This window comes from Globicatella sp. PHS-GS-PNBC-21-1553, assembly GCF_033564055.1.
GTDB classification, from domain to species: Bacteria; Bacillota; Bacilli; order Lactobacillales; family Aerococcaceae; genus Globicatella; species Globicatella sulfidifaciens.
On record NZ_CP085470.1, the window covers coordinates 112,323 to 132,382 of the forward strand.

A 20,060-nucleotide genomic window follows, 5' to 3' on the forward strand; every position below is an offset into this window, starting at 1 on the left:
AGTTATACTAGATGGTATTCGGGAAATCCCTTGAAAAATTTTCTTACAAACGTTTCACACGTTGTCACACATCGACTATTCTGAAATGGCCTTAGAACGTGGATTTAAGTATGCATTTATGCAAATGCAGCGCCACCACTTGTTCTAAATTCTCGTGAAGTGTATATTTCATTCAAATCATTTATATCATTTCTAATTTCTTCTGCTAATATTCTTCCGTTTAATTCAAGTGTGGTATTCTTATCTACCAAATCAGCTAACCTATCGTTCGCTTGATATAACAATGCGATAATCTCATCATTATTCATCGTTGCACTTATACCGACACCGATATTGGCTAGGACTTCTTTATTTAACGGTAAGATTGCTTCCGGTCCTGCTTCTCCACCGGCCATGATATTTCGGCCATTAAAACCAAATATTGTTGGACTGGTCATGATACCGCCTTTTGCGTACCATTCCACACCGATATTAGGACGTTTACTACTATCGCCCCAATCTAAAGGGTTAGGAGAGCCACTAAAGGTAAAACGTGGTAATGGTATCTTCGGCCACTTCCATTCAAAGTTAAAGAACTCCTGAATTTTTTTAATCGCATTTCCGACTGCTGTTTGAGCTCCACCAATTTTATCTGAAATAGTAGTCATGATAGTATCCCAAATCTTATACGCACTGTCTTTTAAAGTATTGAAATTCTCTATTGCACCATCTTTTATGGCGGTAAAAATAGTGCTGGCATCTGTTTCCAAACCTTCCCAATAAGCACTAATATTTTCTACGAATAATCGCCAAGCTTCTTTTAACCACTCGGTGATTGCTCCCCAGTTTTGATAAGCATATATTAATGCTCCGACGGCTGCAATAATCGCCATAATAACACCTACAATTGGTAAAGATGCTGAGATTAAACTGATTATAATAGGAATTACTCCTGTTGCTATCGCACCTTTTATCGCTATTATTATCGGCAATAGAGTACCAAATACAGTTACTAAACCACCAAACATAATAATCACTTGTTGAACTGGCTCGGGTAGTTGATTAATCCATGTAAAAACATCTCTCATTGCTTCAGTAAACATTGTCAATAATGGTGCAATTGTTTTAGCAATCATATCACCAAATTGCCCTAATACTCTGGTTAGTGAATTTTGTGCCATGATAAGTTCATCAATAGGATCTTGCGTTTCTGCAAATGTTAACGCGACTGAATCTTTTGCTTTTGCAGTAGTATCAGAAAGTTCATCGAACCCAAGCACTCCGCGTTGAATAGCATCTAACATTGACACTGCCCCACGGTCTCCAAACACTTCTGCTGCAATATTCATTGCTTCAGTTTCTGAACTAGCGTTTTGAATAGCTTTAATCGTGCCATTTAATCCTTCTTCAAGTGTTTTACCGTCTTTAGCATATTTGATAGTTGCTTTAGATAAGTAAGACAATGCTTTAGATGAATCTGCCCCTGCTTGTTCGAATTGACCGATTAAGGTTACACCCTCATCAAAAGACAATCCTAAAGCTTTAATCTGTGGTGCGCCTTTAGTAGCTTTATCCATCAGATCATCAACCGTTTGGCCAGTATCTTGTGCCACTTGTGTAGTAACATCCAACACATGGCCTAAGTCTTTATTTTCTAGCCTGAAAGCTTCAATCGCTCGTTTAGATTGAATTGTTGCTTTCGTCACATCAGTACCGTTAATTTCTGCGTACTTAATCATTAATTCGGTTGCTTGTTCCAATTCTTCGTTCTGCAATCCAAATTGCGTATTGATTTCACCAACTGCTTCGCCAGCTGTTTTGAAAGTGGTTGGGATAGAAGTAGCGACATCCCCTACTATATCTTGTAGTTCCTTTAAAGCATCACCTCTTGCCCCTGTTTTAGTAGCGACAATATCCATACCTTCATCTACTTCTCTAAAGGCTTCTAAAGATGCTTTACCTAATTCGATTAACTTATCACTTAGCTGTCCTAATTTCTCACTAAACTGCATAATTAGTTCGTAATTAAGGGCGCCCGTTACACTAACCAAACCATCATTTGCAGTAGATGCATTCCCACTAATACTACCCATTTCATTGTTTAAATCGTTGAATGCTTTCTTAGAATCATTTAAAGACGCTTCTAACTTTAAGACTTCATCAGAATTCTCTCCGTATTCATCTTTGGCCACAGCTAATTGCTCTTCTAAGTTTTTAATTTGCTTTTGAACTAATTCAGATTGTTTCGTCAATCTGTCTTTAGCTTTTTCTAGCTTTTCGGCTTCTGTCGCATTAGCAGACATTTCAGATTGTTCTAACTTAAATTCACTGGTTAGCTTTTGGCTTTCAAGCGCTAGACTCTTTTGTTGGTCTTCTAATGATTTTAGCTTTTCTCTGTTCGCTTCACTCTCTTTCGCTGCTTCAGACATAGATTCGTTTGATTTGTCTAATGCTTCAGTCGTAAGTTGAATCGCGTTCTTTAAGTATTCTTCGTTCTTCTTAGCATCAAGTAATTTATTCTTCCACGTTTCAGCTTCTTTAGAACTCTCGCCCATGATTTCAACCACATTCTTATATGCGGTTTCAATCTCGCGTGTTTTCTTTTGACCCAACTCATGTTCTTTGTTTAACTTATTCAACTTCGCTTCAAGCTTTTCAGATTCACTAGCTGTTAGCTTCATCTGTTCTTGTTGCAATCTGAACTCTTTATTCAACGTACTGACTTCACTGTTAATCTCTTTGATGCCTTTATTAAATTGGGAATTGACGACTTTGTAATCAATTTTAATTTCATGATTGTTTGTTGCCATTATTTGCCTCCTTTTCTAATTATATTTTTTTGTGTAACGTTATCTGAAACAGAAAGGAGTACTCTCGCGCGTGATAAGTTTTTTCGATTTTTAAACACCAAGTACCCCCTTGCCGTTTAGGCGACCCCCAAAATCAACCCATTTGATTTCGGGAGGGGGAGTGATTTTATACGCTTTGAAAGTAATCCCAACTTCTTTGTGGCTTACCGTAACAAGTTTCAATAGCTTTAATTGTTCTTTCCGCTTCAGCTTTCTTTGCCTGTTTTGTCTTGAAATCAGATTCAACTTTAGCTGTGATAATATCATTTAAACTGGTGACCATTCGATCTGCGTTTACAATGAATCCCAGTAGTAGATTAGTATTACTACCTTCCTTTCTTTTTGGTGCTGGCTTATTCATTCTCTTACGGTTATTTCCAGCGCCAATAAAACTGTTAAGCTGGCCGTAAAGTTTTCTAAGGTCATTTTCTAAGTCATCCCTTTGGCTTTGTGTTAAGTTAATATTATTTTTGGAGTAATTTTCAATTTTTTCATTGATTCTATCAATACCATTCTCTAAGCTTTTCACTTGGCTTTTAGTCAGTGTTCCTTTATTTGTCATATACGTGTTTCACCTCCTTTCACTATCATTAATTAATTTTCAAATTATAAATCAACTAATTCTTTCTTTCGTGTGATAGTGAATTCAAATTTTAATTCTGCATATACACTGTCGTCTTTAATGTATACTCGTCTGTATTCTGGATTTTGTTTTATATCAGTATAGTTTCTTGTTCCTTGACTAGCGTTATGACTGTTCCAAACGAACCCTTGTAGTTGTTTAAGTTCCGGCATGTCAATCACGAGTTTCTTCATCATCTCAATACGTTCTTCTTCAGTTTCTTCCGGATCATAGTAATAGAAGTTATATGTATACGTTAACCAATTAGGATTAATTTTTTCTTATACTCTTTTTCTGGCCCACCGTTGTAATCACTTGTTTTTGTATAGACATACATCTGCCCGTTCTCGGTTACAACTCTAGAAGTTTCCGTATCAATAGGTTTCCAAAATAAAACATATTCTATTACTGGTGGGATATTGTGATATTGACCATTTGCTTGTGCGACTAATTTATCAAATTTATTCATGGTATAAACCTCCTAAAATGTCTTTTACAATTAGATAATTTTTATAATCACTGTATGTACCTGTTCCTAATCTACTAAAAGTTGGATAACCAACTTTTTTTGGTTTAAGTAAATTCGATTTAATTTCAGGTAGATAAGCTGAAACGCCCCACGCTGATTTAACAAATGGATTTGATGAACCATAGAGCAAATCTTCTGCTTCTTCAATATCTTGTAGTTGTTTAACAATAGGATTTATTCTCTGTAAACGTTTATTGATTAAATTCATAATGTCTGCTCTTACACTTTGCAACTCGGTTTCAAGCATACTTCTCAACCGTTTAATTTCAAATTCAGCATTTACTCTTTCCTCATTTAAAACATTTTCCAAATCAGCTTCTGCTTTTACTTTTTCAAATTCTTCTTTCTTTTCCTCGTACATTTCAGAAAAGTAACTCTTGTAATTATTCAACTGTAAATAACCACTTAAATTCAATTTTTTACGTGGATCCGTTTCTAACTCTAATGCTTTTTCTTTTAATTGATCAAATTCACCTTGTGGCATACCGTTGCTCTTTGGCGATGATTCTCTTGGATCTCGAAAACGTAACATCTCTATTTCAGCAGCTCTAATTTTATTCAATGCTGCAACTGAATTTTTATATGGGTTTGTCATAATATTTACTCCTTTAAATTATTATTTTTTGTTTCTACCGCTAGTGTTACAAAATAAAAGTTCTTGCTTTGCTTGTTCTGGAAGTGTGGCGATGAGGTACAGGGCTGTGCTTCCTAAATCTCTCAACGTTGCAACATTTGTGTACGTACCCAATTTTAGAAGTTCTTTTAATCTTAAATGTAGATACGAGTATACATTTATAAATACGACCACGTGGTCATATTTCGCAACGTTTCGAAATTTACTAAACGTTGAGTAATTTATGAATAGTTTCATATCCTAAATGCGACAACGTTTTCGTTTTTGGAATATCTCTTTCTATCATCCGAAATGTGATAATGTTGTCACATTTGGCCTTCTTGGTTTTGCATGGTAGATAATTACTGCTGTATAATTGCCGTTCTTCTGAAGTATTTTCTTAACTTCTATCGGTTTAATATCTTCTTCCACCTTAAAGGTTTCAATCTCCTTGTTTAATCCAGAAAGAGTATTGCTATAAAGCATTGTCGCTTTTTTCATGTTCTGCTACTCCTCGTGGTTTCCATACTGTTTGATAATATCTAATTTTCAATAATCTCTTACTTTTTGTGATGTAGCTTGTTGTAAAAGTAACATCATCATACTTCAATTTAAATTTATTAACTGTATCAACGATTCGGCTTTTATCAGTAATAAGTTCCTTTTCAACTAATTCCTTTACAATTTTATGTTCTTTCAACATTTCTTCTCGATATTGCTTTGCGACCAGTACCAAACCTTGTTCAGCTAATTCTCTGATTTCATTCTTATCTAGACCTAAGTAATTAGAAACTTTTTTATCGTCTGCTCGTGTTATGTTGTATTTTTTAGTTGCAGAATCAGACCACTTTATATTAGCATCTCGAGATATGTAAAATCTTGATAGATGAAGATATTTAGCTTGTAATACTTTCCTTACGTTATCGGGTAGTTTCAATAAACAGCGATTGTATAAGATAAGTCTTTTTCTTCTTCATCATCTAGTTTGTTATTAAATTTAGTAAACTTTGCCCATTCAGTTAATATTGAATGACCACTTTTTAAATTGAGATTTTCATTTGCCACTAACCATTCACTCCTTTCTTTTCCAAGTAGAAATTGAATATTCAACATTCAGTTCACAATGAGTTTTGTACTTATGAATTATTTTATAGGATACCTTGTTGTATTTTTTTCTATAATCATTTAAAATAGATTCAACTTCATTTAATTCAACGAACAAGTAATCCGATTTTTTTACATTCACCAAATCATGTTCATTCTTCAATTCTTCTAGCATATAATCAGCCAATAGGTGACGTGCTTTTTTATCTAATTCTGATATTTCTTTAACGGTTAATTGCATTTCTTCAGCAACCAATTTATTCGGTGCTGGTCTGCTACTATATCGTTTATAAACCGAATCATGAGGTTTAACGTCTCTACTTCTATACGGCTTAAACTTAGCTAATTTAACGTACTTTAACATCACCATTTTTCCAACTTCATTTGGTAGTTTCTTAATACATTTAGCTAATCGGTTGAACTCTTTCAAATCATCTTCCGTTAACTCATTTTTATGCTTGATAAAGTTACCAAAATTTCTCAAAGTTAAAGGTCCAACCCATACTTCTAAATTTCTGTCTTTTGAATAAGCATTCTGCATAACTACACTCCAAACATTTCAAATAATTCTTCTTCTTGCTGATCTATTTGTTTTAACATTTCATCAGTAGGTCTAAAAATATCATTAACAGATTCTTCATCGTTCGCATTAAAATAATACTCTAGTTCTTGAATCCAATTGCAAGCTTTTTCTAACAGTTCTAAATCAGCAAATAAATCGATTTTAAGGCGATTTTGTTCTAAATGGGATAATTCCTCATTGAATACTTTCTTTCGTCTAATAAGCTTGTTTTTTCGAATTATTAAAGCATTTTCTTCACTAACTATCTCCTCAACGTGAGAGTAAACTGATTTAGACCTTATATAATCATCTGAATCAAGTAGTAAAACAGAAGAACCTATAAGCGAATGTGTCGCATAATAATTTGAACTAACCGCCCTTATCTTTGAATCGATAAGGGCAATTTCTTTATCTAGCGACAGATAATACTTCAACTGATAAATTAGCCATTCTTCCAAACCAACACCGCCTATAAACTATGGATTTAGGTTGATAATTCTAGATTGCGTAAAACTTCATAAATGTCTGTAAACTCCAATCGCCTTGCCTTTAAATAACTGGTTGTCAGATAAATCTTTAGATACTAATTTCTTCAATTTCATTATATTGTTATCTAAATCTCTAACTGCCACTATATCGCCAACTGCCCATTCAGTAGCCTCGATGAAAAACACTTCATCACCTTGATTGATTTCTGGTGACAATGAATTATCTGCTGCTACTACACAAAATTTTGCTTGATTCACCATTGGTTGTTTCATTATTAGAACCCCTTTTTTACTGTGATTTACAATTCTAGATTGCGTAAAATTTAATTGTCACTCTCGTTAATCCATCTTCTTCCAATAATTCGAACGAAATATCGGGGAAATCGTAACAACCCATGTAAAGATAATGTTCAAAAATTGGATCATATTCAAAATCATGAGCGATTGCTGATATTACTTCATCAAAATGAATTGAGTCCACTTCTGTTTCTAATACAGTCAAATCTTTATCTGTATAAACTTCCTGATAATGCGTTAACTCGGTTGTTTCTTCTGAATATGTTCCTACCGTCTTAAACTTCAATTCGTATTCTTTTCTCATTTTTAACTACTCCTTTAAATTTTAAGTGTCATAATGTAATTGTGTCTGTGCATCTAAACCTGATGACCATCTTTATATGATTAGCTATATCATCAATCAACCTTATAGCGTTGGCGAAAAGATGGATTATCTGGTCTATTTATTTCTTCTGTTTTTACCTACTAACTGAACTTGATTTGATAAAACTGTCATTCGCTCATTCAATCTCCCTTTTTCATGGTGATTAAATCCATCAACATTATTAAGAGATTCCAAATAATCATGAATATTATAGTTGCTGGTGAAGAACGTTGCTTTTTTGTTATTCATCCGATAATCTAAAATTCTGTATAAAATTCCAATACCAAATAATTTAATGTATTCAGCACCCATATCATCTAGGATTAACACTTCAACTTTTGATAGTTTGCTTACCTCTTTTTCTAAATTATCGCCATTAGTTTTTATCTTAGTCATTAGTTTATCCATAAAATTGCTAAAACTAATAAATCTAACTTCTATCCCCTGTTTAACAAGTTCTTTTGAAAAATAACTCATTAAAAATGTTTTACCTACACCATAGCTGCCATAAAGCCAAATACCTTTATTTAGAGTGTTTCTTTGATAATTATCTAAGAATGCTTTCATTTCCTTCAAAACACTAAGATCATTCGTTGTTAGTAATTTGGTATCTAATTCTGCATTTTTAAAATTTCTAGTAATCTCATCATAGTAAACTTTTGGTATTGAATTTTCCCCGTTTGCCATTCTAAATCTTTGTGCTTCTGTCTTAGGAATATAAGTTAGATGTAGTGTATTATTAATTAATTGCATAGTTGGATAATAATAAGGATTCTTATCACGATTTGTGACATATTCCATAATCGTTGTAGAATTTCTTTTGATAAACTCCTCATCATCTGTCAAATTGTATTGTTGAAAAAAATACTGAATGTCAGAATCATTAATACATTCATCTAGTGCTTCATAAGCACTTTGCTTTCTCTCTTCTGTCAATTGATTAGAAAGGTAATTCGATATCATCTCCAATATATTCAACCTCCTCTAAATATGTTAAATATTCCGGTTCCGTGTTTAAGCTGCATTCGTTAAGATAACTTTCAAACTTCGTACCAAATAAAGTCTGTGGTCTAAGATACTGATTCATTTTCTGATTATTAAGCCATTGACTAGTTTTGATATCTATAACCGATTTAAAGTTCTCAACTGTAAAGCCTTCACTTAGTCTAGCTTTAATTAATCTTTGCGTTGCTGGTGTACTACTTCTAAAATTTGTACTAGCCTTTTGATTAAGGTACTCAACAATTTCGTCATAAGGAATTGAATCATTTTTCTGTTTTGAACTTACTTTTCCTGAATCAATTTCTGAATCATCATCAACATGATCTGTTTTTTTCGTTTCTTCAGATACTTTGTCGAGTTTACTCGACATATTATTATTTGTATTTAATTTACTTATATTATCTTTAATTATATTGGGGCAACCAGTGGTTGCCATTTGGTTGCCATCTGGTTTCACATTGGTTGCCAAGTACATTTCATCAAGTAAATTTTTGTATATACTAGGTACATACCTATCTTTTCTTAGAGTGTTTTGTTCTCTGAAATCAACTATGAAATAAACCATTTCATCATTCAGAGGAACAACAAACCCTTTGACTACTAATAAACCTAAATTATCGTCATTTGCTCCAATCATTCTCATGACTGGAAAAGCTTCCACAATTCCATCATCATCTGCATTTAATAAAAGATGAAAGTATAGTGCCTGAGTTTCTAACGGTAACTTAAGAAACTTTTGGGTATGAATAACCGTTTTACTCATCATTCTTCTGTTACCCACTCCACCACCTCATTTCGTTGAAAAATTTCCTCAATTAATCCCATTAAAATATCTATTCCATTAGTTCCAACTCATCACGCAAGAGAGAAAGAAACGTACTGATTTTATCTATTTCACGATTAACTGTATATGCAAGTGCTATTAGTTTTTCTGATTCAGTGTCATCTGATGCACTTGAAAAAACTTTTTCATTTACATTCTGAATTTCAGTTACATAGTCCAATATAGCTTCAGTTAAATGTTTTGATCTAATTATGTTAAATTGTAATTCATCTGATAAAGTATTCTCATGAACTTCTTCATATTTCAAATAATTGTTTGTCATCTATATTTCCTCATTTCATATTTTTGTGTTAAAATGAGAATAGTTATCTGTGGAAAAATAACTATTCCTAGCATTTGAGAGATTGCCGTCTTTCGAATGCTTTTTTATTTGTGCAACTTATTTTTAGTTCTGTTGAATATGCCCTGCATGATCAATCGAAACTTCAATAAGCGTACTAATTTTTTCAATACTACGACTAACTTCAAACATTAATAAATTCAGTTCATTTAGTCGTTTTTCGGCATCTCTCTGCTTTTCAACTGCTACCATTTGCGTTTCAATATCAGAACAATAATCTCTTGCTGTAAGTAATAGTTGCTTAATTACATAAGCATCTATATTTAAATCCTTCATTCCAGTTTCCTCTTTTCACTTCGTTTTAATTCACTTGGTCGTGGTTTAATTAATTTTTTATTGTTTCCAAATATTCTTCTACATCATGCATATCAAACATAATTTCTCGCCCTTTATTGAAAGATTTAAGGCCATTCTTAACCCAATCATCAATCACCAATGGACTGCATTGAAAATACTTAGCTAATTGCTTTTTATTTAAATAACGACGATTGACCGTTATATTCTTCGTAACATCATCAACAACTTTTCTCGCTATAGTTAAATAGATTTGATAAATCTGTTCTTCATTTTCCTTAGGTAAAATCACCTGTAATTGTGGCTGTTCTACTCTTTCCAACATTCAATATCACCCCTTTCCTCATTAATCGTTATGGTTAACATACAAAAAAGTTCAACTAATCACTGTTAATATATTCAACTTTAGGCACTTTGTCGTTAAAAAAAATATCATCAATTGTAATGCCTGGAAATTCATCATTAAAAAAATTTCTAACAACAACTTTTTCCCTATCGCTAAACGGTGTTAAGCCTTTCTCTTTTTTCCAATATGCTTGAAGAGAAATCCCTAAATGATTTGCCATATCAGTTTGTGTCATTCCTTTATATTTTCTAAGTCTACTCACCACACTCATATAATCACCTCCACTTTCAACTTTCGACACTTTAATCTTAACACATTATTTTAAAAATTACAAGCTATTATTTCAACTTTAGGCACATTGTGTTATAATAAACTCGAAAGGAGTTTTAATATGAATGTAGATAAAGAACGATTAGGGAACAGGATTAAAAAAATTAGAGTGGAAAATAAAATAAGTATGCAAAAATTTGCGGATATGATAAACAAGCATACTCCATCTATCACTCCTGGAAAAAGTAATGTATCTAGATGGGAACGTGGCGAAAACATACCTAATGATTTAACTTTAAAAGCTATTGCTGATATCGGTAATGTCACGGTTGATTATCTTTTATACGGTGATGATTTAGAAAAAATAACTAATTTAGCACATGAAATTATAAACAACAATATAAAAAATAATTATGACCAAGAGTATAAATTTTTCTATAATCCTCACAATTTTAATGACCTCTGCTTTGATGTGTTTACCAATCTAAGCGCACAAAACTCTTTAAAAGAAAATTTCAATGAGTATAACGTTAAAGATTTTATCAATAGAAAAGCTAAAGAAATGCTACAAAAAAAGCTTTCTTGCCAGTTACTAATGAAAACCTTGTAAATCTAGTGCATGATCAATTAAAAAAAATAATAGAATTTATTGAGGATTATTCAAGTATTTCTGAAAAAGATGATATAGTTACAAACTATAATCATATTAAATATTCTGATTTTTCTGATGGAATATTTTATCTTCCCAAATTGTTTTACACTCAAAGAAGAATTCATCCTGAATTATCTATTGATTTAGTTGAAATGATAGAAAAGCATATTGAAGAAATTAGAACGAAATTAACTGCAATAGATCCATCAGAATTCGAAAGTGAAATCGATAAAATAAAAGATAAATTTCAAAAAGATTAGTTTAATTAATTTTTAACCTACACCCTACTAGGTAGCCAATCCTAAATGGGTGACCTTTCAAAATTTCACTTGGTCGTGGGTTTAGAAAGGAATCATAAAATGATTAAAGAATATAAGAAAAAGTCTGATGGCAAAACATACTACATGTACACCTGTTATCTTGGTACTGATCCAATTACTGGTAAGCAAATATTTGCCACAAAAAGAGGCTTTAAAACACAACGTGAAGCAATAAAAGCTCAACGCTTAGCCATAGCTAATTATCAGCAACATGGCAAAAATACTGATAGCAATCTAACTGTAATGGATGCCTATGAAGGCTGGTATGAACAATATCGACTTACAGTTAGGGAAAGTTCATTGAATGTTGTTACTTCAATCATTCAAAAAGGAATATTGGAAAAATACGGTAAAATGAAGTTGTCGAAATTCACGATTAGAAGCGCTCAGAAGATAGTTAATGATTGGTATGATAAATATGCTACCTATCGCAAATACTATTGCTATATGTCTCAAATTTTCGATTATGCTGTGGTTAGTGGTGCAATCAAAGACAATCCGTTCAAGCATGTAAAATTGCCTAAAGCGAAACCAGATACTACCAATGAAGAAGATTTGTATTATACAAAAGAGGAATTAATTGAATTCCTGAAGCTAGTTGAAGATGACATAATGTATTATGCTATTTTTAGAATTTTGGCTTTCACAGGCATCAGAAAAGGCGAATTAATGGCCTTACAGTACAAGGATATTGATTTTAAAAACAAAACATTATCAGTAAATAAAACAGTTGCTTATGGTATTAAACAGCGTGTTTTGATTCAAGAACCTAAAACTAAAAAAAGCCTGCGAGTTATAAGCCTAGATGATAATACTATCAAGGCTATAAAACGCTGGCAATTAGAACAAAGAAAAGAATTATTTAGATTTGGTCACAATTCAAATAATGAAGATCAGTTTTTATTTACTAACCCAGTCAATAATGAGTTATTATCTAAAATGACAATCAACCATCGTTTGAAATCCATTTGTGAAGCTAATAAATTTAAATGTATTAAACTACATGGATTCCGTCATACAGCATGCTCTCTTATGTTTGAAGCTGGTTTTAATATGCAAGAAATTCAAAATAGACTTGGGCATAGCTCTCTTGAAATCACTACAAAAGTATACGCTCATTTTACTAAAAAACAAGAAGAAAATATGGCTCAAAAATTTGCTAATTACGTTAACTTTTAGCAATTGCTTTATCATTTCTTTATCAAAGGCATAAAAAAAGACCCTGAAAGCCTGATATAATAGACTTTCGGGGTATATAATATTAACCTAATTTGTTATAGTATTCAACAACGAATGATTCGTCGATTTCAGCCGATAACTCAGCACGTTGTGGTAAACGTGTTAAAGTACCTTCTAATTTGTCTGCATCAAATGAAACAAATTCTAAACGGCTAACAGTATTTTCTAAGTTTTCTTTAACTAAAGCTAAATCTTGTGAAGATTCTTTTAATCCAATTACTTGACCTGGTGTTACTAAGTAAGATGGAATATCAACACGTTTGCCATCAACAGTCACGTGACCATGGTTAACTAATTGACGAGCTTGACGACGAGTGTTAGCAAAACCTAAACGGTAAACTAAGTTGTCTAAACGAGTTTCAAGTAATGACATGAAGTTTTCACCATGTTTACCTTCTTTAATTTTACCTGCTTTTTTGAATAAAGTGTAGAATTGACGTTCAGACATGCCGTACATATGACGTAATTTTTGTTTTTCTTGTAATTGTAAACCATATTCAGAAATTTTCTTTCTTTGGTTACCGTGTTGACCTGGTGCATAGTTACGTTTTGCGATTTCTTTACCAGTTTCTGTTAAAGAAATACCTAAACGACGTGATAATCTCCATGTTGGACCTGTATATCTTGACATTATAAATTCCTCCAATTATGTTGTTTTGGAGTAAAATAATCCTTTTGAAAAATCGAATGCGTGCATTTCAACTTCAATTTTCGCCTTTGCAGCCGCGGTTACTCATTGACCTAATAAGGGTTGAACTGTTGACGCGCTTTCTTTTTTCACGCTGCATTATTTTACACAAGTGTTATTGTATCATAAATAGTGACTAGATTGCAATGCTTGATCTGCAATTATTTTAAATTTAATTGCAAGTGAGAAAGCAAGATTTAAATAATTTAACGATTTTCGCTTCGTCTACCTACCCTCGCACAGTTGGGAATGGAACAGAAGTAGAAAATTGAATGGTTTTCACATCATCTTCCTCCCCCGTGGAGATGGGAGTGGGCAAAAGTTGATACCTAACCTCTTTAAGACGTAAGTTGAGACCACTCAACCCCTGCGTTTTTCATTAAGGCTCACTAACTTGATTAAATTTATTAAGATTTCCATTACTTTATTCAATATTAATGACTAAATTCATTACAATTTGTGCGGAAGCTTTACCTGCTACTACCACAAATTCGTCGAATGAAACAGCTGCATCATCATCACCAGCATCACTAATTGCCCGGATAATGACAAATGGTACTTTCATTACATGAGCGGTTTGGGCGATAGCAGTTGATTCCATTTCACAAGCTTTTGCTTTAGGAAAATCAATGGCAATTTGGTCCACTTTTTCATGGCTATTAACAAATTGATCACCTGAAACAATTTGACCAAAGATTGGTTCAATTTCTAATTGACGACAAACCCCTTTGGCTAACTGGCTATATTGTAAATCAGGATAATACAATGCCGGCATACCAGCCATTTGACCTTTTTCATAACCAAAACCAGTAACATCGACATCATGATAAGTTAAACTATCTGCTATCACAATATCCCCAACCTTCAAGCCTTTATGCAGGCCACCAGCCGTCCCGGTATTAATAATTAAATCGACATTAAACTGTTGAACCAAGAGGACTGTCGTAATGGTAGCGTTGACTTTTCCAATACCTGATTGAACTAAAATCACTTCTCGATTTTCCAAATAACCTTGATAAAAGGTTACTTGATGATGGGTAATTTCTTTTAATTTTGATAAATTTGCTTTAATAAGGCGAATTTCTTCTTCCATTGCGCCAATAATTCCAATTTTCATCTGTTTACTCCTCAAAAATAGTTTAGCCTAAAAAGGCAATTAATAATACAGCTAACAATAATACACCAACTATGATGATACCATTGGTTAAAAACTGATCGATTTTCGCATGGTACTTCGCTCGTTTTCCTCTAACCTCTGGATTATCTTGCGCCAATTCATCAGAATAATGTGTGTTAGTTGATGAGGCAATCGGTTCATAACCTTCTTCCTGATAATACACTTGGTACTGATCATCTTGCGCCATCGAAGGATTATTATAAGACTGTTCATTATCTCCGCCATCATCTGGTCCCATATAATGATTGCCCATGTATCGATCCTCATCATTATTATCTGGATAATAATGGTTCTGTCTTAAAGAATCGTCATACAATATTTGATTTTCATCTTCCCTAACTTGATGATTATTTTCAGAATAAATCCAATCGTTATCATCATGCTGATGTTGATATTTTTGTTCAGAATAATCATTAGTTCGGGGTGATGAATGTTCTTCGTTGTTACTATTTTGTTGTTGTTTGCGTTTAAAAAACATGTTGATCACTTCCATTTGTTATTGTACTAACCAATATTGTAAAGCATAAAGTGTTTTAACATCGACTATTTTGCCTTGTGACATCATTTGACGAATTTCAGCTTTAGTAAACTCGTGTACTGTCACATTTTCATTTTCATCCTGTGGCAGTGGATTTTCAACTTTGGTTAAACCTGTTGCATGAAATAAAGTAATCTTTTCATCTAAATATCCTGGTGATACATAAAAAGAATTAACTTCTTGCCACTGCTCTGCTTGATAGCCCGTTTCTTCTTCTAATTCTCTTTTCGCTCCATCAATTGCTTGTTCTAAAGATTCCGATTGGAAATCTAATATTCCTGCTGGAATTTCATAGATGTCTGCTACAACCGCTGGTCTGAATTGTTTCACTAAGACCACTTTATCTTCATCAGTTGCCAAAATACACACAGCTGGCAAATGGTGAATAATTTCGCGTTCAACAATGGCGCCATTTTCTAACTTTAATTGATTAACATAAAGCTGTAGTATGTGTCCATCAAAAATTTGTTCTGATGAAATTAATCGGGGATCATTCAAGCTTTTTACTTTATTTTTATCAAATTGCATGAGACATTCTCCATTCATTATCGTTAGTTTCACTTTAACTAATTTTTTCGTTGGTTGCAACTAAACTCGATAAATTACACAAAAAAGCTGATTATTATTCATGATTTCGTATAAAAACTTCACTTCTTTCTTCATAAATCTTATGATTAAGTACCGATAATCTTAATTCCGCTATATTCGTCGTTGCTTGGGAGTAAGAATATAACCTGGTTAAAATAAAAGCTAAAGGGCACCATTTTATACGATTCAATCACAATGCAATAAGATAAAAAAACAAAAGACCAGACAGAATTTTATTTTCTGTCCAGTCTTCAAACTCATTGATTCACTCTTAATATGGATTTTCTGATGTTAACGTCACATCATACCATGGTGTATCTGCACCAATTTGAATATCATAGCCTTTAACACGATTATTAACTGCTACTACTGAATAACGATATAATGTTGGCATAAGTGGTAATTCCTCCATAAAGTATGCTTGCCAATCATTGAAAGCTTTTTTACGGAATTCTTCATCGAATGATTCATCAGAATTAATTGCTTCTAATAACTTATCATTTTCTTCTGTTGCCCAACGTGGGAAGTTAAATGAAGCATTACGTCCAAATAGTCCTGTTGGGTTTGGATCGCCACCTGTACCCCATGCCCCTTGGAAGATTTGGATTTTTGGATCATCTGCTTTAATAGCATCGTAGAATGAATTAAATTCCATTAATTGGCCGTCAACTAATTGGACATTAATACCAATTTCAGCCCAAGCTTGCATGTAGTACTCAGCTAATGGTTGAGCTGTTTCGCCACCTGCCATCGATGCAAATCCTAATGTAAATGGTTCTCCATTTTTATCTTCGATAAATCCATCACCGTCTGCATCAGCATAGCCTGCATCCGCTAAGATTTGTTTTGCTTTTTCTGGGTCATAGTTGTATCCTTCAATTTCATCATTGAAGTAAGCAGTAAAGTTAGGAGTTACTGGTGAAGTTGCTCTCCAACGTAAACCATGGTAGAATCTTTCACCGATAGCATCGTTATCAACTGCATAAGCCATTGCTTGACGAATTGCTTTATCTGCTACTACGACAGAATCATCAGGGACTACTTCATCGTTTTCAAATGTTCCTAATTTAAAGCCAATATAAGTATAACTATTACCAATTGTTCCTAAAACTTGGAAGTTTTCAGCATCTTTATAAGTTTCATATTGGTCAGCAGGTAATTCAGCAATATCATAGTTACCAGCTTGCATTTCAGCGACTGAAGTTGATGAGTTAACCACTTCAACCTGAACTCCGTCTAATTTTGGACGACCTTTCCAATAATATTCATTCGCTTCTAAAGTAACAGCTTCACCTGGAATGATTGATGTTACTTTAAATGGACCATATCCTACTGGTTTTTGGCGTACTGGCTCTGAATCTAACATATCTTTCACTTCGATACCTTCGAAGACATGTTTTGGTTGAATGTAGCTTGAAATCCCACCACCTGCTTGAAGCATTGAATTAGGGAAGTTTTCATAAGTAACTTTTAAGGTGTGATCATCTACGCGTTCTAAACCACTGATTTCTTCTGACTTACCTTCATGGTAATCCTTCATACCTACAACATTTTCAAAATCTTCTCCATAACGAATACCTTGATAGTCTGGGTGACCGACTACATAATAAGGGAAGATAACATCATCAATCGTTAAATCTTCACCATCATCCCATTTTTGTCCTTCAGGAATGGTAATCGTTACTTGTTTATTTTCAACATCAAAATCAATTTTAGCAAAACCAGAATCATCAATGGTAAAGTTTTCATCATAACCATATAATCCTTCATCAAAGAATCCGATAATAGATCCATCTGGTGCGCCATCATAAAACATTGAGTTTAATACACCGGCGAAAGGAGATTCAGAAACTAAAGCATAACGTAATACGCCACCTTCAATTGACTCCTCATTATTTTCAAAAGTCGTATTCAATTGTACATTCGTTTGAGCAGAAACAAACGGAACCATTGAATTAGCTGCGATTGAACTAATTGCTAAAGCAGAAGCTCCTACAGCAAAAGTTTTTGTTAAAGATTTTTTCATACTATCCCTCCAAAATAAGTAAAATAATCTTACATGTTACATGATAGCGTAAGTTTATGATAAAATCAAGAAACTCAATTAGAGGTTTCCAACCATTTTAATAGTATTATTATTTTTAATAGTACCCTTTTTCAAAAAATTACTCAATACATTTAGAAAGTAAGAAAATAACTCATAAAAAATAGAGGACTCTTACGAGTCCCCTGTTGGAGGCAACATTATGTTAATATGGTGCGTCTGCTGTAAGAGCTACGTCAACCCAAGTTAAATCTGATCCGACTTTGATATCGTAGTTTTTAACACGGTTGTTAACCCCTACCACACTATATCTGAATAATGTTGGGATCGCTGGTAATTCTTCCATGAAGTAAGCTTGCCAATCATTGAAAGCTTGTTTACGGAATTCATCATCAAATGAATCATCAGAGTTGATAGCTGCTAATAACTTATCATTCTCTTCCGTAGCCCAACGAGTGTAGTTAAATGCTGCAGTACGTCCGTATAATCCAGTTGGGTTTGGATCACCACCTGTTCCCCATGCACCTTGGTAAACTTGAATTTTTGGATCATCTGCTTTAAGAGCATCATAGAATGAGTTAAATTCCATTAATTGTCCATCAACTAATTGAACATCGATTCCCACTTCTGCCCAAGCTTGCATGTAGTATTCTGCTAATGGCTGTGCGGTTTCGCCACCAGACATTGAAGCAAATCCTAAAGTGAATGGTTCACCATTTTTATCTTCAATGAATCCATCACCATCTGCATCAGTATAACCTGCATCAGCTAAGATTTGTTTTGCTTTTTCTGGGTCATAAGTATATCCAGGTAATTCAGCATTATAGTACTCTTTAAAGTTTGGTGTAATTGGCGCATTTGCTCTCCAACGTAAACCTTGGTAGAATCTTTCCCCGATAGCATCATTATCAACTGCATAGGCCATTGCTTGACGAATTGCTTTATCTGCTACTACTAATGATTCATCAGGAACGTTTTCGCCATCTTCTAATTTCCCTAACTTAAATCCAATATAAGTATAAGCATTTTGCACGTCCCCTAAGACCGTAAAGTTTTCAGAATCTTTATATGAGTCATAAGAGTCAGCTGGTAAAGAAGCAATATCGTAATTACCTGCTTGCATTTCCGCAATTGCTGTTGATTGGTTAACCACTTCTAATTGAACACCATCAATTTTTGTGCGACCTCTCCAATAATATTCGTTCGCTTCATAGGTAACGGCTTCACCTGGTGTAATTGAGGTTACTCGGAAAGGACCGAAACCAACTGGTTTAGTACGTACTGGTTCTGAGTCTAATAATTCACCAACCGGAATGTCTTTAAAGACATGTTCTGGTTCAATATAAGATGATACCCCACCACCCGCTTGTAACATTGAGTTAGGGAATTCGTTATAAGTTACCTTTAATGTGTAATCATCGACACGTTCCAAACCACTAATTTCTTCTGCTGAACCTTCGTGATACTCTTTCATTCCCACAACGTTTTCAAAATCTTCGCCATAACGAATACCTTGATAGTCTGGGTGACCTACTACATAATATGGCCAAATAACATCATCGATTGTTAAGTCTTCACCATCGTCCCATTTTTGACCTTCTGGAATAGTGATGGTAACTTGTTTGTTCTCTACGTCAAAATCAACTTTAGCAAAACCTGAATCATCAATTGTGAAGTTTTCATCATAACCATACAAGCCTTCGTTAAATAGGCCAATAATCGTTGCGTCTGGGTTACCTTCATATAGCATGTTATTTAACACACCTGAAAATGGATCCCCTACTAATGCATAACGTAAAGTACCACCTTCAATTTCTTCAGCATCATTTTTTACGGCTGTTTCTAATTCAACGTTCGATTGCGCAGAAACAAGGGTAAGTGAAGAATTAGCAACAACAGAGCCAAGTGTTAATGCCGATAACGTTAAACCGGCAAGTTTTCTTAAAGAATTTCTCATAATGTTCCCTCCAAAAAATTTATAAATAAAACTTTATATTGTTATATTAACTCATGTAAACGATAAAATCAAGCATAAAGTTAAAAATAAATTAAAAAAATGTGAAAACATGTATTTTTCAATATCTTTTTATTAGTGAAAGATTATTAAACCAATGTTTTTTCTAATTTTATCATTATTTCATTTTATTAATGATATTTTTAATCTAGTTCTGGGAGTAGACCAGAAGTAGAAAATCGAATGATTTTCGCTTCGTCGGCCTACCCCCGCAAAGTTGAGTAGGTCTCAAACAAGTCATTAAGACGCAGATTGATGCCACTTAAGCACTGTGTTTTTAATTAACCAATCTTAACT

Annotated in this window: 27 protein-coding genes; 3 read left to right on the top strand and 24 right to left on the bottom strand. The window is 33.5% G+C overall.

Features of this window, described 5'->3' with window-relative positions:
• Positions 1-116: 116 nt before the first annotated feature.
• From LB888_RS00630 to LB888_RS00715, 18 genes are all read right to left on the bottom strand, one after another.
• Positions 117-2,789: a phage tail tape measure protein gene (locus LB888_RS00630; RefSeq protein WP_318753190.1), complete on the bottom strand. Its 2,673-nt coding sequence runs from the start codon at positions 2,787-2,789 to the stop codon at positions 117-119.
• Positions 2,790-2,955: 166 nt separating this feature from the next.
• Positions 2,956-3,390: a hypothetical protein gene (locus tag LB888_RS00635; protein ID WP_318753191.1), complete on the bottom strand. Its 435-nt coding sequence runs from the start codon at positions 3,388-3,390 to the stop codon at positions 2,956-2,958.
• Positions 3,391-3,434: 44 nt separating this feature from the next.
• On the bottom strand, positions 3,435-3,647 hold the full coding sequence (locus LB888_RS00640) for a hypothetical protein (protein ID WP_318753192.1): 213 nt from the start codon (positions 3,645-3,647) through the stop codon (positions 3,435-3,437).
• A 59-nt stretch (positions 3,648-3,706) separates the two neighbouring features.
• Positions 3,707-3,919, bottom strand: coding sequence for a hypothetical protein (locus tag LB888_RS00645; RefSeq protein ID WP_318753193.1), 213 nt, complete (start codon positions 3,917-3,919; stop codon positions 3,707-3,709).
• Positions 3,912-4,574 (bottom strand): hypothetical protein, encoded by a 663-nt coding sequence (locus LB888_RS00650; protein WP_318753195.1) that lies wholly within the window; start codon positions 4,572-4,574, stop codon positions 3,912-3,914. Before LB888_RS00650 ends, LB888_RS00645 begins: the two co-directional genes overlap by 8 nt.
• Before the next feature lie 321 nt (positions 4,575-4,895).
• Entirely contained in the window at positions 4,896-5,093 is a 198-nt protein-coding gene (locus tag LB888_RS00655) for a hypothetical protein (RefSeq protein WP_318753196.1), read from the bottom strand.
• A complete protein-coding gene (locus LB888_RS00660; RefSeq protein ID WP_318753197.1) occupies positions 5,068-5,529 on the bottom strand; it encodes a hypothetical protein in 462 nt (153 codons plus the stop codon). Before LB888_RS00660 ends, LB888_RS00655 begins: the two co-directional genes overlap by 26 nt.
• Complete coding sequence (locus tag LB888_RS00665) at positions 5,526-5,657, bottom strand: hypothetical protein (RefSeq protein ID WP_318753198.1); 132 nt, start codon at positions 5,655-5,657, stop codon at positions 5,526-5,528. The genes LB888_RS00660 and LB888_RS00665 overlap by 4 nt, the downstream gene beginning before the upstream one ends.
• Before the next feature lie 7 nt (positions 5,658-5,664).
• Positions 5,665-6,237: a hypothetical protein gene (locus LB888_RS00670; RefSeq protein WP_318753199.1), complete on the bottom strand. Its 573-nt coding sequence runs from the start codon at positions 6,235-6,237 to the stop codon at positions 5,665-5,667.
• Between the two features lie 2 nt (positions 6,238-6,239).
• Positions 6,240-6,716, bottom strand: a complete 477-nt coding sequence (locus LB888_RS00675; RefSeq protein WP_318753200.1) for a hypothetical protein — start codon at positions 6,714-6,716, stop codon at positions 6,240-6,242.
• A gap of 57 nt (positions 6,717-6,773) precedes the next feature.
• The gene (locus LB888_RS00680; protein WP_412928102.1) at positions 6,774-7,019 is read right to left on the bottom strand and encodes a hypothetical protein; all 246 of its coding nucleotides are present in this window, start codon (positions 7,017-7,019) and stop codon (positions 6,774-6,776) included.
• Between the two features lie 34 nt (positions 7,020-7,053).
• The gene (locus LB888_RS00685; protein WP_318753201.1) at positions 7,054-7,347 is read right to left on the bottom strand and encodes a hypothetical protein; all 294 of its coding nucleotides are present in this window, start codon (positions 7,345-7,347) and stop codon (positions 7,054-7,056) included.
• Positions 7,348-7,482: 135 nt separating this feature from the next.
• Positions 7,483-8,370 (bottom strand): ATP-binding protein, encoded by an 888-nt coding sequence (locus LB888_RS00690; RefSeq protein ID WP_318753994.1) that lies wholly within the window; start codon positions 8,368-8,370, stop codon positions 7,483-7,485.
• Positions 8,348-9,190 (bottom strand): conserved phage C-terminal domain-containing protein, encoded by an 843-nt coding sequence (locus LB888_RS00695; RefSeq protein ID WP_318753202.1) that lies wholly within the window; start codon positions 9,188-9,190, stop codon positions 8,348-8,350. Before LB888_RS00695 ends, LB888_RS00690 begins: the two co-directional genes overlap by 23 nt.
• A 52-nt stretch (positions 9,191-9,242) precedes the next feature.
• Entirely contained in the window at positions 9,243-9,515 is a 273-nt protein-coding gene (locus tag LB888_RS00700; protein ID WP_318753203.1) for a hypothetical protein, read from the bottom strand.
• 123 nt (positions 9,516-9,638) lie between these two features.
• Complete coding sequence (locus tag LB888_RS00705; RefSeq protein WP_318753204.1) at positions 9,639-9,869, bottom strand: hypothetical protein; 231 nt, start codon at positions 9,867-9,869, stop codon at positions 9,639-9,641.
• A 49-nt stretch (positions 9,870-9,918) separates the two neighbouring features.
• Positions 9,919-10,212: a helix-turn-helix domain-containing protein gene (locus tag LB888_RS00710; RefSeq protein WP_318753205.1), complete on the bottom strand. Its 294-nt coding sequence runs from the start codon at positions 10,210-10,212 to the stop codon at positions 9,919-9,921.
• Between the two features lie 55 nt (positions 10,213-10,267).
• A complete protein-coding gene (locus LB888_RS00715) occupies positions 10,268-10,504 on the bottom strand; it encodes a hypothetical protein (protein WP_318753206.1) in 237 nt (78 codons plus the stop codon).
• Positions 10,505-10,624: 120 nt separating this feature from the next.
• Between LB888_RS00715 and LB888_RS00720 the strand changes: the two genes are divergently transcribed.
• The 3 genes from LB888_RS00720 (at position 10,625) to LB888_RS00730 (ending at position 12,654) form a co-directional block, all read left to right on the top strand.
• Complete coding sequence (locus LB888_RS00720) at positions 10,625-11,113, top strand: helix-turn-helix transcriptional regulator (RefSeq protein WP_318753207.1); 489 nt, start codon at positions 10,625-10,627, stop codon at positions 11,111-11,113.
• Complete coding sequence (locus LB888_RS00725; RefSeq protein WP_318753208.1) at positions 11,086-11,415, top strand: hypothetical protein; 330 nt, start codon at positions 11,086-11,088, stop codon at positions 11,413-11,415. Before LB888_RS00720 ends, LB888_RS00725 begins: the two co-directional genes overlap by 28 nt.
• A 99-nt stretch (positions 11,416-11,514) precedes the next feature.
• Entirely contained in the window at positions 11,515-12,654 is a 1,140-nt protein-coding gene (locus LB888_RS00730) for a tyrosine-type recombinase/integrase (RefSeq protein WP_318753209.1), read from the top strand.
• 82 nt (positions 12,655-12,736) lie between these two features.
• Here the strand turns inward: LB888_RS00730 and rpsD are convergent, their stop codons facing one another.
• The 6 genes from rpsD to LB888_RS00760 form a co-directional block, all read right to left on the bottom strand.
• Positions 12,737-13,345 (bottom strand): 30S ribosomal protein S4, encoded by a 609-nt coding sequence (rpsD, locus tag LB888_RS00735; RefSeq protein WP_066125221.1) that lies wholly within the window; start codon positions 13,343-13,345, stop codon positions 12,737-12,739.
• A 481-nt stretch (positions 13,346-13,826) separates the two neighbouring features.
• Positions 13,827-14,519 (bottom strand): 5'-methylthioadenosine/adenosylhomocysteine nucleosidase, encoded by a 693-nt coding sequence (locus LB888_RS00740; protein ID WP_318753210.1) that lies wholly within the window; start codon positions 14,517-14,519, stop codon positions 13,827-13,829.
• A gap of 22 nt (positions 14,520-14,541) precedes the next feature.
• Positions 14,542-15,057, bottom strand: coding sequence for a hypothetical protein (locus LB888_RS00745; protein WP_318753211.1), 516 nt, complete (start codon positions 15,055-15,057; stop codon positions 14,542-14,544).
• A gap of 18 nt (positions 15,058-15,075) precedes the next feature.
• Entirely contained in the window at positions 15,076-15,645 is a 570-nt protein-coding gene (locus tag LB888_RS00750; RefSeq protein ID WP_318753212.1) for an NUDIX hydrolase, read from the bottom strand.
• 331 nt (positions 15,646-15,976) lie between these two features.
• Positions 15,977-17,731, bottom strand: coding sequence for an oligopeptide ABC transporter substrate-binding protein (locus LB888_RS00755; protein WP_318753213.1), 1,755 nt, complete (start codon positions 17,729-17,731; stop codon positions 15,977-15,979).
• 223 nt (positions 17,732-17,954) lie between these two features.
• Positions 17,955-19,706, bottom strand: coding sequence for an oligopeptide ABC transporter substrate-binding protein (locus LB888_RS00760; RefSeq protein WP_318753214.1), 1,752 nt, complete (start codon positions 19,704-19,706; stop codon positions 17,955-17,957).
• Positions 19,707-20,060: the final 354 nt, after the last annotated feature.

Coding starts and splice junctions, on each gene's coding strand:
- LB888_RS00630 (WP_318753190.1), bottom strand. CDS start 2,789: ATGGCAACAAACAATCATGAAATTAAAATTGATTACAAAGTCGTCAAT.
- LB888_RS00635 (WP_318753191.1), bottom strand. CDS start 3,390: ATGACAAATAAAGGAACACTGACTAAAAGCCAAGTGAAAAGCTTAGAG.
- LB888_RS00640 (WP_318753192.1), bottom strand. CDS start 3,647: ATGATGAAGAAACTCGTGATTGACATGCCGGAACTTAAACAACTACAA.
- LB888_RS00645 (WP_318753193.1), bottom strand. CDS start 3,919: ATGAATAAATTTGATAAATTAGTCGCACAAGCAAATGGTCAATATCAC.
- LB888_RS00650 (WP_318753195.1), bottom strand. CDS start 4,574: ATGACAAACCCATATAAAAATTCAGTTGCAGCATTGAATAAAATTAGA.
- LB888_RS00655 (WP_318753196.1), bottom strand. CDS start 5,093: ATGAAAAAAGCGACAATGCTTTATAGCAATACTCTTTCTGGATTAAAC.
- LB888_RS00670 (WP_318753199.1), bottom strand. CDS start 6,237: ATGCAGAATGCTTATTCAAAAGACAGAAATTTAGAAGTATGGGTTGGA.
- LB888_RS00680 (WP_412928102.1), bottom strand. CDS start 7,019: ATGAAACAACCAATGGTGAATCAAGCAAAATTTTGTGTAGTAGCAGCA.
- LB888_RS00685 (WP_318753201.1), bottom strand. CDS start 7,347: ATGAGAAAAGAATACGAATTGAAGTTTAAGACGGTAGGAACATATTCA.
- LB888_RS00690 (WP_318753994.1), bottom strand. CDS start 8,370: ATGATATCGAATTACCTTTCTAATCAATTGACAGAAGAGAGAAAGCAA.
- LB888_RS00700 (WP_318753203.1), bottom strand. CDS start 9,515: ATGACAAACAATTATTTGAAATATGAAGAAGTTCATGAGAATACTTTA.
- LB888_RS00705 (WP_318753204.1), bottom strand. CDS start 9,869: ATGAAGGATTTAAATATAGATGCTTATGTAATTAAGCAACTATTACTT.
- LB888_RS00710 (WP_318753205.1), bottom strand. CDS start 10,212: ATGTTGGAAAGAGTAGAACAGCCACAATTACAGGTGATTTTACCTAAG.
- LB888_RS00715 (WP_318753206.1), bottom strand. CDS start 10,504: ATGAGTGTGGTGAGTAGACTTAGAAAATATAAAGGAATGACACAAACT.
- LB888_RS00720 (WP_318753207.1), top strand. CDS start 10,625: ATGAATGTAGATAAAGAACGATTAGGGAACAGGATTAAAAAAATTAGA.
- LB888_RS00730 (WP_318753209.1), top strand. CDS start 11,515: ATGATTAAAGAATATAAGAAAAAGTCTGATGGCAAAACATACTACATG.
- rpsD (WP_066125221.1), bottom strand. CDS start 13,345: ATGTCAAGATATACAGGTCCAACATGGAGATTATCACGTCGTTTAGGT.
- LB888_RS00740 (WP_318753210.1), bottom strand. CDS start 14,519: ATGAAAATTGGAATTATTGGCGCAATGGAAGAAGAAATTCGCCTTATT.
- LB888_RS00745 (WP_318753211.1), bottom strand. CDS start 15,057: ATGTTTTTTAAACGCAAACAACAACAAAATAGTAACAACGAAGAACAT.
- LB888_RS00750 (WP_318753212.1), bottom strand. CDS start 15,645: ATGCAATTTGATAAAAATAAAGTAAAAAGCTTGAATGATCCCCGATTA.
- LB888_RS00755 (WP_318753213.1), bottom strand. CDS start 17,731: ATGAAAAAATCTTTAACAAAAACTTTTGCTGTAGGAGCTTCTGCTTTA.
- LB888_RS00760 (WP_318753214.1), bottom strand. CDS start 19,706: ATGAGAAATTCTTTAAGAAAACTTGCCGGTTTAACGTTATCGGCATTA.